Raw genomic sequence first — 13,417 nt, 5'->3', positions numbered from 1 at the left:
GCCCCCTTAGCGTCGGGCCGATTTCACGAACAACGTCCGGTATACCGAACGCGATGTCGGGAGAGTCATGCGTCCACTCCTCATGCGGAAGGCCCTGGTCCCCGTCCTGTCACTGGTCCTCGGCCTGCTCGCCCTGCCGGGCGGCTCCGCGCACGCCGGAGCGCCGGGCACCGGGTCCGTGGGAGCCGGTGATGTCCGCGCCACCACCCGGGCCGCCGCCGAGCTCACGGTGCACGGGCTCGACGACGTACGGGGCAATCTGACACTGCCGGCCGCCGGGGCCCTCGGCACGGCCGTGACCTGGGCTTCCTCCAGGCCCGCCGTCATCGGTCCGGCCGGCGTCGTGCACCGCCCGGCGCGGGGGAAGGGCCCGGAGAGGGTGCGGCTGACCGCGACCGACACCCGCGGCCGGGCCGTCGCGACCCGGGCCTTCACCGCGTCGGTGCGCGAGCTGCCGCGGAAGCAGCCGTTCGCCGCCTACGCCATGAGCTACTTCACCGGCGAGGGGACCGCGGACGGGGAGCAGATCCGGATGGCGCTCAGCCGGGGCGACGACGCGCTGCACTGGCAGGAGCTGAACGGCGGCCAACCGGTGCTCACCTCGGAGCTCGGCACCGGTGGGCTGCGCGACCCGTTCGTCATCCGCTCCCCCGAGGGCGACAGGTTCTTCCAGATCGCCACCGACCTGCGGATGTACGGGGGAAGCGGCGGTAGCTGGGACCAGGTGCAGCGCACCGGCAGCCGGTCCGTCATGGTCTGGGAGTCGACGGACCTGGTGCACTGGACGGATCAGCGCCTGGTCGAGGTGGCACCGCGGACCGCCGGAAACGCCTGGGCGCCGGAGGCGTACTACGACGAGGAGCTCGGCTCGTACGTCGTCTTCTGGGCCTCGAAGCTCTACGCGGCCGACGACCCGGGGCACACCGGCAGCACCTACAACAAGATGATGTACGCGACCACACGCGACTTCCGCACCTTCAGCGAGCCGGCCGTGTGGCACGACCCCGGCTATTCGGTGATCGACTCGACCGTGATCCGCCACGACGGCAGCTACTACCGGTTCACGAAGGACGAGCGGAACCCCTCGTCGGACACGCCCTGTTCCAAGTTCATCACCGTGGAGAAGTCGCGGGAGCTGACCTCAGGGGCCTACGACTTCGTCGCCGACTGCGTCGGGAAGGGCGCGGTCGAGCGTGGTGAGGGACCCGCGGTCTTCGCGTCCGGCACCGAGGCGAAGTGGTACCTGCTCATCGACGAGTTCGGCGGGCGGGGCTATGTCCCCTTCGAGAGCACCGATCTCGATTCGGGGCGGTGGACGATGGCCACCGACTACTCCCTCCCGGCGGGCGCCCGCCACGGCACGGTACTGCCGGTCACGCGGCAGGAGTACGAGCGGTTGCTGCGGGCGCACACGCCGATGGGATGATGAAGGGGCTGCGCCCGTCCGTACCGGGCCCCCTCCGGTGACAAGGACCCATGCGATGAGAGGACGGGCGAAACCGCCCGCCGCCCCGCTCCCCCAGCGCGCGGGTGTCGACCCGGTGCGGGTGCGGTTCCCGGCGGATCCGGCCGGGGCCTGGCCCACCGTCCGGGACCACCTGCTGCACCGGTTCGCGGGGGCGATCGGCGCCGGGAGGGTGGACGCGATGCTGGCCGAGGGCAGGTTCGTCGGTGCGGACGGCGGTGCGGTGCGGGCGGACGAGCCGTACACGGCCGGGCGCCACCTCTGGTTCCACCGTGACTTCGCGCCCGAGGAGCCGGTGCCCTTCCCCGTGGGCGTCGTCCACCGCGACGACCGCCTGGTGATCGCGGACAAGCCGCATTTCCTGGCCACCACCCCGCGTGGCCGGCACGTCACCCAGACCCTGGTCGCGCGGCTGCGCGACGGGCTGGAGCTGCCGGAGCTGCAGCCCGCGCACCGGCTGGACCGGCTGACCGCCGGCCTGGTGCTCTGCGTCGTACGGGCCGAGGACCGGGGCGCGTACCAGACGCTGTTCCGGGACCGGCTGGTACGCAAGGAGTACGAAGCGGTGGCACCGTACGACCCGGAGCTCGCGCTCCCCCGCACCGTGCGCAGCCGGATCGTCAAGGAACGCGGGGTCATCGCGGCGCGCGAGGAGCCGGGCGAGGCCAACAGCGAGAGCAGGATCGAGCTGCTGGAGCACAGGGGTGGGCTCGGCCGCTACCGGCTGCTGCCCACCACCGGGCGCACCCATCAGCTGCGGGTCCACATGAACGCACTGGGGCTGCCGCTGGTGAACGATCCGGTCTATCCGGTGGTGGAGCCCGAGCCCGGCCCCGGGGACTACCTCCGCCCGCTCCAACTGGTCGCGAGGGTGCTCGAGTTCACCGATCCGGTCACGGGTGAGCCGCGCCGCTTCGAGAGCGGACAGCGGCTCACCGCGTGGCCGGACGCCCCGGACGCCCCGGACGCCCTCTGACCGTCAGTGCCCGCGGGCGATCCACTCGTCCAGGTGCGGGGCCTCGGCGCCGATGGTCGTGGAGTCCCCGTGCCCGGTGCGGACGGTGGTCCCCGGCGGGAGGGAGAGCAGCCGGTCCCTGATCGAGTCGACGATCGTCGGGAAGTGGGAGAAGGAGCGGCCGGTGGCGCCCGGCCCGCCCCGGAAGAGGGTGTCACCGGTGAAGACGGTGGCCAGCTCCGGTGCGTGCAGGCAGACGGCTCCCGGGGCATGGCCCGGAGTGTGCATGACCGTCAGGCGCGTGCCGGCGATCTCCAGCTCCTGGCCGTCGGCCAGTTCCGCGTCCGGGGTGCGGTCCGGGTGGGTCTGCCGCCACAGCACGAGGTCGTCGGGGTGCAGCAGGATCGGTGCCCCGGTCGCGTCGGCGAGGGCCGGGGCCGCGTCGATGTGGTCGTTGTGCGCGTGGGTGCAGATGATGGCACGCAGCGTACGGCCACCGAGTGCGGCCTCGATGGCGGCGGCGTCGTGGGCGGCGTCGATGACGACGGCCTCCGTGTCGTCGCCGACGATCCAGACGTTGTTGTCGACGTCCCACTCACCGCCGTCGAGGGCGAAGGTTCCGGAGGTGACCAGGTGGTCGATGCGGGCTGCCATCAGAAGACCACCACCGAGCGCAGGACGTCGCCGTCGTGCATCCGGGCGAAGGCCTGCTCGATCTCGCCGAGCTGGATGGTCTCGGTGACGAAGGCGCCGAGGTCGAGGCGGCCCTGCTGGTGCAGGTCGATGAGCATGGGGAAGTCGCGCGAGGGCAGGCAGTCGCCGTACCAGGAGGACTTGAGCGAACCGCCGCGGCCGAACACGTCGAGGAGCGGGAGTTCGAGCCGCATCTCGGGCGTGGGGACGCCGACGAGGACGACGGTGCCGGCGAGGTCGCGGGCGTAGAAGGCCTGCTTGTACGTCTCCGGCCGGCCGACCGCCTCGATCACGACGTCGGCGCCGTTGCCGCCGGTCAGCGCGCGGATGGCCTCGACCGGGTCGTCGGAGCGGGAGTTGACGGTGTGGGTGGCGCCCATCCTCCTCGCCGTCTCCAGCTTGCGGTCGTCGATGTCGACCGCGATGATCTTCGCCGCTCCCGCGAGCCGGGCACCGGCGATCGCCGCGTCGCCGACGCCGCCGCAGCCGATGACGGCGACGGAGTCGCCGCGGCCGACCTGGCCGGTGTTGATGGCGGCGCCGATGCCCGCCATGACACCGCAGCCGAGCAGTCCGGCGACGGCCGGGGAGACCTCCGGGTCGACCTTGGTGCACTGACCGGCGGCGACGAGGGTCTTCTCGGCGAAGGCCCCGATGCCGAGCGCCGGGGAGAGCTCGGTGCCGTCCAGGAGGGTCATCTTCTGCTTCGCGTTGTGGGTGTCGAAGCAGTACCAGGGGCGGCCGCGCAGACAGGCACGGCACTGACCGCACACCGCACGCCAGTTGAGGACGACGAAGTCGCCCGGCCGCACGTCGGTGACGCCGTCGCCGACCGACTCCACGACACCCGCGGCCTCGTGGCCGAGCAGGAAGGGGAAGTCGTCGTTGATGCCGCCCTGCTTGTAGTGCAGGTCGGTGTGGCAGACGCCGCACGCCTGGATGCTGACGACGGCCTCACCGGGACCTGGGTCCGGCACCACGATCGTCTCGACGCGCACGGGCTCGTTCTTCCCCGGTGCGATGACCCCTCGTACCTGCTGTGCCATGCCGTGGTCTCCCATCCCGACTGCCCCGTCGTCCCGAAGATCGAACACGCCCACCGTACCCGGGCGGGGCGCCGCTCACGGGGCCAGTACGTCCAGTTCGTGCAGCGCGCCGACCGCGATCTCCTTGGTCAGCCGTTCGGCCGCCCCGGAGTCCCCCTCGCGGACGGCTTCGGCCAGCCGGACGTGGAGGGTGACGGCGGCGGGGTCGGGGTCCTCGAACATCACCTGGTGGTGGGTACGCCCGGCGAGGACCTCGGCGACGACGTCGCCGAGCCGCGCGAACATCTCGTTGCCGGAGGCGTTGAGCACGATGCGGTGGAAGGCGATGTCGTGCCGGAGGTAACCCTCCAGTTGCTGGCCGCGTGAGGTCGCGACCATGCCGAGGGCGCACTCCGTGAGCGCGGCGCACTGCTCCGCCGTGGCGTGACGGGCCGCGAGGCCCGCGGCGACGGGTTCGACGGCGGACCGCAGCACGGTGAGGGAGCGTAGTTGCCGGGACCGGTCGGAGCCGGCGAGCCGCCAGCGGATGACCTGTGGGTCGTAGACGTTCCACTCCTCGGTGGGCCGCACGGTGACCCCGACGCGGCGCCGGGACTCGACCAGGTGCATGGATTCCAGGACGCGGACCACTTCGCGTACGACGGTGCGTGACACGTCGAAACGCTGGGCGAGCTCGTCGGTGCGCAGGACCATGCCGGGTGGGCAGTCACCCGCGGCGATCTCCAGCCCCAGGGCGTCCAGCACATGCGTATGGAGCCCCTGAGCAGGTGTGGTCATGCGCACAACCCTACGGGGCGGCCTCCGGGAACAAAAAGTACGACGTTTATGTCACAGCCCCTTGAATAAGTCGTATGTAATGCGTTTCAGTAGCGCGACGGACCGATGTCGCGGACCGATGTCGATGAAGACAGCGAGGCACCAATGAGCACCCCCCACGTCGTCGTGGTGATGGGCGTAGCAGGGACCGGCAAGACCACGATCGGCCCCCTGCTCGCCGCCGCACTCGGCGTCCCCTATGCCGAGGGCGACGACTTCCACCCGCCGGCCAACATCGCCAAGATGTCGGCCGGAACCCCGCTGGACGACGACGACCGCTGGCCCTGGCTGGACGCGATCGGGCAGTGGGCGCACAGCCGGGCGGGGCTCGGCGGGGTCGTCAGCAGTTCGGCGCTCAAGCGGGCCTACCGCGACCGGCTGCGGAACGAGGCCCCGGATGCCGTCTTCCTGCATCTGACCGGCGACCGGCCGCTCATCGAGCGCCGGATGGCGGACCGCAAGGGCCACTTCATGCCGACCGCCCTCCTCGACTCCCAGTTCGCGACCCTCCAGCCGCTGCAGGAGGACGAGGCCGGCGTGGCCGTCGACGTGTCCGGCACCCCCGAGGAAATCACCGAACGGGCCGTCGCCGCGCTGCGCCGGCTCGACTCTTAAGGATCATCACCGTGACCAGTCTCAGCGTCGAGATGCTGGCAGCCGATGCAGTCGAACCGATCACATCGGCCGGCAACGCCCAGTTGGGCATCGCCGTCCTGGCGGGCATCGCCGTCATCGTCCTGCTCATCACCAAGCTCAAGATGCACGCGTTCCTCGCGTTGACCATCGGCTCGCTCGCCCTCGGCTCCTTCGCCGGGGCCAACCCGGCGAAGACGATCGCCAGTTTCACCGCGGGCCTCGGTTCGACCGTCGCGGGCGTCGGCGTGCTCATCGCTCTCGGTGCCATCCTGGGCAAGCTGCTCGCCGATTCCGGCGGCGCCGACCAGATCGTCGACACGATCCTCGCCAAGGCGAGCGGGCGGGCGATGCCGTGGGCGATGGTCCTGATCGCCTCGATCATCGGGCTTCCGCTGTTCTTCGAGGTCGGGATCGTGCTGATGATCCCGGTGGTGCTGCTGGTCGCCAAGCGCGGCAACTACTCACTGATGCGGATCGGGATCCCGGCGCTCGCCGGTCTCTCCGTGATGCACGGGCTGATCCCCCCGCACCCCGGCCCGCTGGTGGCGATCGACGCCCTCGGTGCCAACTTGGGTGTCACGCTCGCCCTCGGCGTGCTGGTGGCCGTCCCCACCGTGATCATCGCGGGTCCGGTCTTCTCCCGCTACGCCGCCCGCTGGGTGGACATCGAGGCGCCGGAGAAGATGGTCCCGCAGCGTCCGTCCGAGGACCTGGACCGCCGTCCCAGCTTCGGCGCGACCCTGGCGACGATCCTGCTGCCCGTCGTGCTGATGCTGGTCAAGGCACTCGTCGAGATCGTGGTGGACGACCCGGAGAACCACGTCCAGCGGGTCACCGACGTCATCGGCTCGCCGCTGATCGCGCTGCTGGCAGCCGTCGTCGTCGGCATGTTCACCCTGGGCCGTGCGGCCGGCTTCACCAGGGCCCGCCTCTCCGTCACCGTCGAGAAGTCGCTCGCCCCGATCGCGGGCATCCTCCTGATCGTGGGCGCCGGCGGCGGGTTCAAGCAGACCCTCATCGACGCCGGCGTGGGCCAGATGATCCTGGAGTTCTCCGAGAACTGGTCGATCCCCGCCCTGCTGCTCGGCTGGCTGATCGCCGTCGCGATCCGCCTGGCGACGGGCTCCGCGACCGTGGCCACCATCTCGGCGGCCGGTCTGGTCGCCCCCCTGGCCGCCGACCTGTCGACGTCGCACGTCGCGCTGCTCGTCCTCGCGGTCGGTGCGGGTTCGCTCTTCTTCAGCCACGTCAACGACGCGGGATTCTGGCTGGTGAAGGAGTACTTCGGCATGGACGTCCCGCAGACGATCAAGACCTGGTCGGTGATGGAGACGATCATCTCCGTCGTCTCGCTGGGCTTCATCATGCTGCTGTCCCTGGTGTTGTAGCCCCCGCTACTCCTCCGGGTCCCGCCACAGCGGATGCTCGGTACGGGCCCACAGGCGCTCGACCGACCCGGTACGCATGCCACGGCGTGCCTCCGGGTCGGCGAGCGCCTTCGCCATGTGCCCGGCGAGGACGACGCCGACCGCGAGTGCCAGCCAGTCGTGGACGAAGGTCGCGCCCGTACGCCACACCAGCGGGGCGAGGCCGGTGAACCACATCAGCAGCCCGGTGCCCAGCATCACGAGCACGGCGCCCGCGATCCAGCCGGCGTAGAGCTTCTGGCCCGCGTTGAACTTCCCGGCCGGCCGTGCGCCGGGCGTGCGCTCGCGGCGCAGGGCGGCCCGCAGCCACTGCCGGTCGTGCGGCCCGAACCGGTTGAGCCGCGACAGGTCGGTGCGCAGCGCCCGGGAGACGAGCCCGGCCAGCAGGGGTACGGGGACGAGCAGCCCGGACCATTCGTGCAGGGTGACGACGAGGCGGCGGCGGCCGACGAGCTCCGCGAGCTGGGGAACGTACAGACAGGCGGCCGTGGCCACGCAGAGGAGCACGAGCCAGGCCGTGGTGCGGTGCACCCAGCGTTCCGCGGTGGTGAAGCGGATCCTCGGGGACGGTTCAGACGGTCGGGGCGTCGTCGCGGCCGTTGGACCGGCCGACCCAGGCGTCGACGTCATAGCCGAGCTCCTCCCAGTATCCGGGGCGCACGGAGTCGGTGACGGTGATCCCCGAGAGCCATTTCGCCGACTTGTAGAAGTACATGGGGGCCACGTACAGCCGGGCCGGGCCGCCGTGCGAGTGGGCCAGCGGCTTGTCCTGCATGCGCAGGGCGACCAGGACGTCCGGACGGCGGGCCTGTTCGAGCGTGAGGCTCTCGCTGTAGGCGCCGTCGAAGCAGGTGAAGCGGACCGCCTTCGCGCCGGGCCGCACCCCCGCCGCGTCCAGCAGCGCCGAGAGCCTGACGCCTTCGAACGGGGTCTCGGGCACGCGCCAGCCGGTGACGCACTGGACGTCGCGCACCGTGCGGGTCTGCGGCAGCGACTTCAGGGAGCCGAGCGTGTACGTCGCCGGGCGGTCGACCATGCCGTCCACGGTGAGCCGGTAGTCGGCGGCGGTCTTCTCGGGCACGGAGGTGGTGACCGAGTAGTAGCGGAAGCCGCCGCCGTTGGGCAGCAGGCCGGTGAGTCCGGTGGGGTCCTTGTCGGCGACGGCGCCGAGGCCGTTCTCCAGCGCGCGCTGCAGGACGGGGGCGGCCACCACCCCGGTGGCGCCGAGGCCGAGCATGGTCAGGACCAGACGGCGGCCGACGGGTGTGCCGCCCGTGTCGGGAGGGGGACTGTTCACCCGCCCATTCGAACACCCGCGGCCGCCCGTCACCAGGGGCCACGGGTGGCCGTCACTCTTCGGTAAGGACGATCCGCCCGCTGCCGTCCGCCAGGCCGTCAGTGGCCGAACCGTGCGTCAGCGCGGCGCGGGGCGGCTCTCAGCGGCCTTCTCCAGCTGGAACGCCTCGTTGCCGAGGCCGATCCCGGCGTGCACGGCGGGCCTGGTGCGGCGCAGTACGGCACCGTGGACCAGGCCCCCCGCGAGGGCCAGGACGATGACACCGGGCAGCAGCAGGTTCAGGACCGAGCCGGGGCCGGAACCGACCAGGACGTCGAAGTCCCGGACGGTGAGGACGGCGATGGCCAGCAGGGCCAGGCCCGCGAGTCCGGAGGCGACGAGCCGGGGGGCCTGGGCCCGGCCGGCGCCGCGGCGTACGAAGAAGGCGATGACCGCGAAGGAGGCCGTCGCCATCAGCAGGATGACTCCGAGCGCACCGACGTTGCCCATCCAGGTGAACAGGTGCAGGACGGGCGCGGTGGGGTCGCCGGCCGGGTTGTCGTCGGTGACGGCGAAGGCGGCGACGATCACCGCGGAGAGCCCGGACTGGAGCATCGATCCGGTGGCGGGCGCTCCGCTGGTCCTGCTGGTCCTGCCGAATCGGGCGGGCAGCAGCCCTTCGCGGCCCATGGCGAAGGCGTAGCGGGCGACCACGTTGTGGAAGCTGAGCAGCGCGGCGAACATCCCGGTGACGAAGAGGACGTGCAGGACGTCGGTGAAGGTGGCGCCGAGCCGGTCCTCGGTCAGGCCGAAGAGCATGCCCGGTCCCTCCTCGAGGGAGGTGGCGGCGATGGAGCCGGGTCCCGCGGCGACGGTCAGCGCCCAGGAGCTGACGGCGAGGAACAGTGCGGCGTAGCCGACGGCGAGGAACATCACGCGGGAGACGACGACCTGCGGGCGGCTGGTCTCCTCGGCGTACACGGGAGCCTGCTCGAATCCGACGAAGGCGGCGATGCAGAAGCACAGTGCGGTGCCCAGGCCCGCCCCGGTGAGGGTCTCCGGGTCGAACGCGTGCAGGGACAGGCCCTCGGGGCCGGGCTTGCCGACGGCGGCGATGTCGAAGACGACGACGAGGGCACACTCGACGACGAGCAGGACGCCGAGGACCTTGGCGTTGAGGTCGATCTTCAGCCAGCCGAGTACGCCGACGACGGCCACGCAGACGAGAGCGGGGATCCACCACCTGAGCTCGACGTCGAGGTAGGTGGCGAACAGGCCTGAGACCTCGAAGCCCAGGATGCCGTAGATGCCCACCTGCATGGCGCTGTACGCGACCAGGGCGACGAACGAGGCGCCCGCGCCCGCCGTCGCGCCGAGCCCGCGGGCGATGTAGGCGTAGAAGGCGCCGGCGTTGTGGACGTGACGGCTCATCTCCGCGTAACCGACGCCGAACAGCATCAGGACGATGCCGAGAATGACGTAGAGCAGTGGCTGCCCGACGATGCCCATCACTCCGAAGACGGTGGGCATCACCCCGGCGACGACCATCAGCGGGGCGCTCGCGGCGAGGACGGAGAGCAGGAGACCGGGGGTGCCGAGGCGGTCGGCCCGCAGGGCCCGCTCCTGTCCCTTGTAGGTGTTGATCCCACCGGTGTCGCCCGTCGAGTTCCTCGTGCCGGTCACGCTCGCTCCGGCCTCACTCGCGTCTGTTCTGCCCGTCGGCATGGCGGCGGTGTCCCTTCGTTGAGAGCGGCTGCATCACGGGGTACCGAGCGCGTAGCCGCGCGCGGCGAGGAATGCGGGGTACGGATCACGGCCGGAGTACGACCAGGGGGCGGCGGTCGCGTGCGGGCCGATGCGGTGGAAGAGGGCGGCGGCCTCGGCGGGGCGGCCCTCGCAGGTCTTGGCGTGGGCGAGAAAGTTGAGGTCGGCGTGGTGGCGGGGGTGGTCCTCGCGCTCCCATTCCAGCCACCAGTCGAAAGCTGCCTTCATCACCTGGCGGGCCCGGCGTCCGGCCCAGTGGCCGGACGCCGCAGGGTCCTCGGACGCATGGCCCGCCGCGACCAGGACGCGGTAGCGCTCGGCGTGTGCGACGACGGGGAGCATGGCGAGCGGCGAGTCGGCCGGGGCCTGTTCGGCGGCCCATGCGGCGAAGTCGTACACCTCGTGGAGCGGGTCGCCAGTGGGCCGGGACTCGGCGAGCCGGGCCGTCATGAGGTGGTGCGCCTGGTGGTGTTCGGGGTGGCGTGCGCGGATCTTCTCGAAGTGCCGGCCGGTCTCCTCCCAGGTGCCGTACGTGCGGTGCAGCAGCATCAGGCCCAGCCAGGGGGTCGGGTCGGCGGGGGCGAGTGCGGCGGCGGCCAGGCAGGCGTCGCGGGCGGCGTCGCGTTCGGCGTCATCGGCCTTCGGGCGCAGGCTGCGGGTGACGGCGGCGCAGGCGAGGAGGGTGGCGGCGTCGGGGCTGTCCGGCTCGGCGAGCAGCCAGTCACGGGCCCATCCGGTGGCGGACGGGACAGCGGCGAGGGTGAGGACACGGTGGCCGCGCCGGTCCCAGTCCGTGCCGGTCGTCACGAGCAGGGACCGGGCTCCTGCCCACCGCCCCTGCGTGAACCGGTCGCGTGCGTCGATGAGTTCCTGGTCGCCAAGGGCCGGGTCGAACGCGTGGTCCGAGCGTCCGGCCCTGCGGCGGGAGCGGCCCAGGGGCGGCGGAGGCGGGGACATCCGCAGGTTTCCTTCTCGACGCGACGGGCGAGCGGTTCGATGCTGTGTGCGAGCAGACGATCGCGCACAGCAAACCGGCAGGGGGTGCTCCGAGTCAAGCGCACGCCGTCCGCAACTCCCCGCGTCGCTAGCCCAGTTGACCTTGCGCGGTCATTGGTCCACACCATCCGCGCAGCTCGGACCGCGGTGCGGAGGTGTCGCGAGGGGGTGAAGTGACGCGTGCCACACTGCTGGGATGGAGAACCGTGAAGCGCTCAAACCCCTCCCTCTCGCCCTTCCCGGGCCGCTGCGCGACCGGCTGGTCGCGGCCGTACTCGCCGGCGAGAAGGTCTCCACCTCCGGGCTGCTCGTGGAGTACGAGGCGGAGAAGGAGGAGCTTCCACCGGTGGGCGAACGGTCCGCGCTCATCGACTCCGGCGGGCGTGAGGTCGCCGTCGTCGAGGTGACGGAGGTCCGCGTGCTCCCCCTGGGATCGGTCGACCTGCAGCACGTCCTCGACGAGGGCGAGGGGTACACCTCGGTGGCCGCGTGGCGCGCGGCGCACGAGGCGTTCTGGCACAGCGAGGAGATGCGGGAGGCGCTGGACGATCCGGCGTTCACCGTGGACGACGGGACGATGGTGGTGGCGGAGAGGTTCCGGGTGGTGGAGCGGCTGGAGTGACCGGACCGGCCCCGGGCGGCTCAGCCGGTCGCCTCCGCCGCCGCCCTGCCCGCGACCCTGCCCGAGAAGATGCAGCCGCCGAGGAACGTGCCCTCCAGGGAGCGGTAGCCGTGGACCCCGCCGCCCCCGAAGCCCGCCGCCTCGCCTGCCGCGTACACGCCGGGCAACGGGGAACCGTCCGCCGTCAGTACGCGGGAGGACAGGTCCGTCTCCAGGCCTCCGAGGGACTTGCGGGTCAGGATGTTGAGCCGTACGGCGATCAGCGGGCCCGCCGCGGGGTCGAGGATGCGGTGCGGGCGGGCCGTGCGGATCAGCTTGTCGCCCAGGTAGGTGCGGGCTCCGCGGATCGCGGTGACCTGCAGGTCCTTGGTGAAGGGGTTGGCGATCTCCCGGTCGCGCGCCGTGATCTCACGGCGCAGGTCGTCCTCGTCGATCAGCGTGTCGCCCGTCAGCGCGTTCATGCCGCGCACCAGCGCGCCCAGGTCCTTCTCGACGACGAAGTCCACGCCCTTGTCCATGAACGCCCTGACCGGCGCCGGGACGTCGGCGCGCGCCCTGCCGATCACCCCGCGGACCGACTTGCCGGTCAGGTCGGGGTTCTGCTCGGACCCGGAGAGCGCGAACTCCTTGCCGATGATCTTCCGGTCCAGGACGAACCAGGTGTAGCCGTGGCCGGACCTCATGATGTGTTCGAGGGTGCCCAGCGTGTCGAAGCCGGGGAACAACGGGACGGGGAGCCGCTTGCCGCGGGCGTCCAGCCAGAGGGAGGAGGGGCCGGGGAGGATGCGGATGCCGTGCCTGGCCCAGATCGGGTTCCAGTTCTCGATGCCCTCGGTGTAGTGCCACATCCGGTCGCGGTTGATGTGGTGCGCGCCCGCCTCCTCCGTGATGCCGAGCATCAGCCCGTCGACGTGCGCGGGAACCCCGGACAGCATCTTCCCGGGCGGGGTGCCCAGCCTCTCGGGCCACTGGGCACGCACGAGGTCGTGGTTGCCGCCGATGCCTCCGGAGGTGACGACCACAGCCTGGGCCCGGAGCTCGAAGGCACCGGTGACCTCGCGGGTGCTCGCGGTGCCCCGCTCGGCACCGCTCTCCCGGAGGATCTCGCCGGTGACCGTGTCGACCGTCCCGGCCGAGCGGCCGAGGCCCGTCACCCGGTGGCGGAACCGCAGCCGGACGAGCCCTTTCGCCACACCTTCGCGCACCCTGCGTTCGAAGGGGGCGACGACACCGGGGCCGGTGCCCCAGGTGATGTGGAAGCGGGGGACGGAGTTGCCGTGGCCGTTCGCGTCGTAGCCGCCCCGCTCGGCCCAGCCGACGACGGGGAAGAGCCGCAGCCCCTGGGCGTGGAGCCAGGACCGCTTCTCACCGGCCGCGAAGTCGACGTACGCCTGGGCCCACTGCCGCGGCCAGTGGTCCTCCTTGCGGTCGAAGCCGGCCGTGCCGTACCAGTCCTGGAGGGCCAGGTCGTGGCTGTCCTTGATCCGCATCCGGCGCTGTTCGGGTGAGTCGACGAGGAAGAGGCCGCCGAAGGACCAGTGCGCCTGACCGCCGAGGGACTGCTCGGGTTCCTGGTCGAGCAGGATCACCGTCCGGCCCGCGTCGACGAGCTCGGCGGTGGCCACCAGACCCGCGAGCCCCGCCCCGATCACGATGACATCAGCGTCGTACGCCATGGGTTCCGTCCTTCGGGGCATGCGGGGCGACCCGGCGCGGGTCGC

General features: G+C 71.7%; 13 protein-coding genes. 5 read left to right on the top strand and 8 right to left on the bottom strand.

The window, feature by feature from the left end:
- Nucleotides 1-67: 67 nt before the first annotated feature.
- Both QFZ58_RS29050 and QFZ58_RS29045 read left to right on the top strand, forming a co-directional pair.
- Nucleotides 68-1,426, top strand: coding sequence for an immunoglobulin-like domain-containing protein (locus QFZ58_RS29050; protein ID WP_373428604.1), 1,359 nt, complete (start codon nucleotides 68-70; stop codon nucleotides 1,424-1,426).
- A 55-nt stretch (nucleotides 1,427-1,481) separates the two neighbouring features.
- On the top strand, nucleotides 1,482-2,441 hold the full coding sequence (locus QFZ58_RS29045; RefSeq protein WP_307127858.1) for a pseudouridine synthase: 960 nt from the start codon (nucleotides 1,482-1,484) through the stop codon (nucleotides 2,439-2,441).
- Between the two features lie 3 nt (nucleotides 2,442-2,444).
- Here the strand turns inward: QFZ58_RS29045 and QFZ58_RS29040 are convergent, their stop codons facing one another.
- The 3 genes from QFZ58_RS29040 to QFZ58_RS29030 all read right to left on the bottom strand — a co-directional run bounded on the left by QFZ58_RS29040 (nucleotide 2,445) and on the right by QFZ58_RS29030 (nucleotide 4,936).
- The gene (locus QFZ58_RS29040; protein WP_307127857.1) at nucleotides 2,445-3,074 is read right to left on the bottom strand and encodes an MBL fold metallo-hydrolase; all 630 of its coding nucleotides are present in this window, start codon (nucleotides 3,072-3,074) and stop codon (nucleotides 2,445-2,447) included.
- The gene (locus QFZ58_RS29035; protein WP_307127856.1) at nucleotides 3,074-4,159 is read right to left on the bottom strand and encodes an S-(hydroxymethyl)mycothiol dehydrogenase; all 1,086 of its coding nucleotides are present in this window, start codon (nucleotides 4,157-4,159) and stop codon (nucleotides 3,074-3,076) included. Before QFZ58_RS29035 ends, QFZ58_RS29040 begins: the two co-directional genes overlap by 1 nt.
- Nucleotides 4,160-4,234: 75 nt before the next feature.
- The gene (locus QFZ58_RS29030; RefSeq protein ID WP_307127855.1) at nucleotides 4,235-4,936 is read right to left on the bottom strand and encodes a FadR/GntR family transcriptional regulator; all 702 of its coding nucleotides are present in this window, start codon (nucleotides 4,934-4,936) and stop codon (nucleotides 4,235-4,237) included.
- 144 nt (nucleotides 4,937-5,080) lie between these two features.
- On the opposite strand from QFZ58_RS29030, the gene QFZ58_RS29025 reads away from it, so the two are divergent.
- Together QFZ58_RS29025 and QFZ58_RS29020 are read left to right on the top strand one after the other, a co-directional pair.
- A complete protein-coding gene (locus QFZ58_RS29025; protein ID WP_307127854.1) occupies nucleotides 5,081-5,590 on the top strand; it encodes a gluconokinase in 510 nt (169 codons plus the stop codon).
- A gap of 11 nt (nucleotides 5,591-5,601) precedes the next feature.
- Nucleotides 5,602-6,999 carry a GntP family permease gene (locus tag QFZ58_RS29020; RefSeq protein WP_307127853.1) on the top strand — a complete coding sequence of 466 codons (1,398 nt, stop codon included), beginning with the start codon at nucleotides 5,602-5,604 and terminating at the stop codon, nucleotides 6,997-6,999.
- Nucleotides 7,000-7,005: 6 nt separating this feature from the next.
- On the opposite strand, the gene QFZ58_RS29015 is transcribed toward QFZ58_RS29020, so the two are convergent.
- From QFZ58_RS29015 to QFZ58_RS29000, 4 genes are all read right to left on the bottom strand, one after another.
- Nucleotides 7,006-7,668, bottom strand: a complete 663-nt coding sequence (locus QFZ58_RS29015) for a cytochrome b/b6 domain-containing protein (protein WP_307127852.1) — start codon at nucleotides 7,666-7,668, stop codon at nucleotides 7,006-7,008.
- Nucleotides 7,610-8,275 carry a molybdopterin-dependent oxidoreductase gene (locus QFZ58_RS29010; protein WP_307129028.1) on the bottom strand — a complete coding sequence of 222 codons (666 nt, stop codon included), beginning with the start codon at nucleotides 8,273-8,275 and terminating at the stop codon, nucleotides 7,610-7,612. The genes QFZ58_RS29015 and QFZ58_RS29010 overlap by 59 nt, the downstream gene beginning before the upstream one ends.
- Nucleotides 8,276-8,452: 177 nt before the next feature.
- A complete protein-coding gene (locus tag QFZ58_RS29005; RefSeq protein WP_307127851.1) occupies nucleotides 8,453-10,039 on the bottom strand; it encodes an APC family permease in 1,587 nt (528 codons plus the stop codon).
- Nucleotides 10,040-10,072: 33 nt separating this feature from the next.
- Nucleotides 10,073-11,035 (bottom strand): hypothetical protein, encoded by a 963-nt coding sequence (locus QFZ58_RS29000; protein WP_307127850.1) that lies wholly within the window; start codon nucleotides 11,033-11,035, stop codon nucleotides 10,073-10,075.
- 235 nt (nucleotides 11,036-11,270) lie between these two features.
- Here QFZ58_RS29000 and QFZ58_RS28995 point away from each other — a divergent pair, with 235 nt between their 5' ends.
- A complete protein-coding gene (locus tag QFZ58_RS28995) occupies nucleotides 11,271-11,696 on the top strand; it encodes an ASCH domain-containing protein (protein ID WP_307127849.1) in 426 nt (141 codons plus the stop codon).
- A 20-nt stretch (nucleotides 11,697-11,716) separates the two neighbouring features.
- On the opposite strand, the gene QFZ58_RS28990 is transcribed toward QFZ58_RS28995, so the two are convergent.
- Entirely contained in the window at nucleotides 11,717-13,372 is a 1,656-nt protein-coding gene (locus QFZ58_RS28990; RefSeq protein ID WP_307127848.1) for an FAD-binding dehydrogenase, read from the bottom strand.
- Nucleotides 13,373-13,417: the final 45 nt, after the last annotated feature.

Origin of the sequence: Streptomyces sp. B1I3 (assembly GCF_030816615.1) — a bacterium.
Taxonomy (GTDB): Bacteria; Actinomycetota; Actinomycetes; order Streptomycetales; family Streptomycetaceae; genus Streptomyces.
The sequence above is the reverse complement of the archived record's forward strand: the minus strand, read 5'-3'. Positions and strand labels throughout refer to the sequence as shown.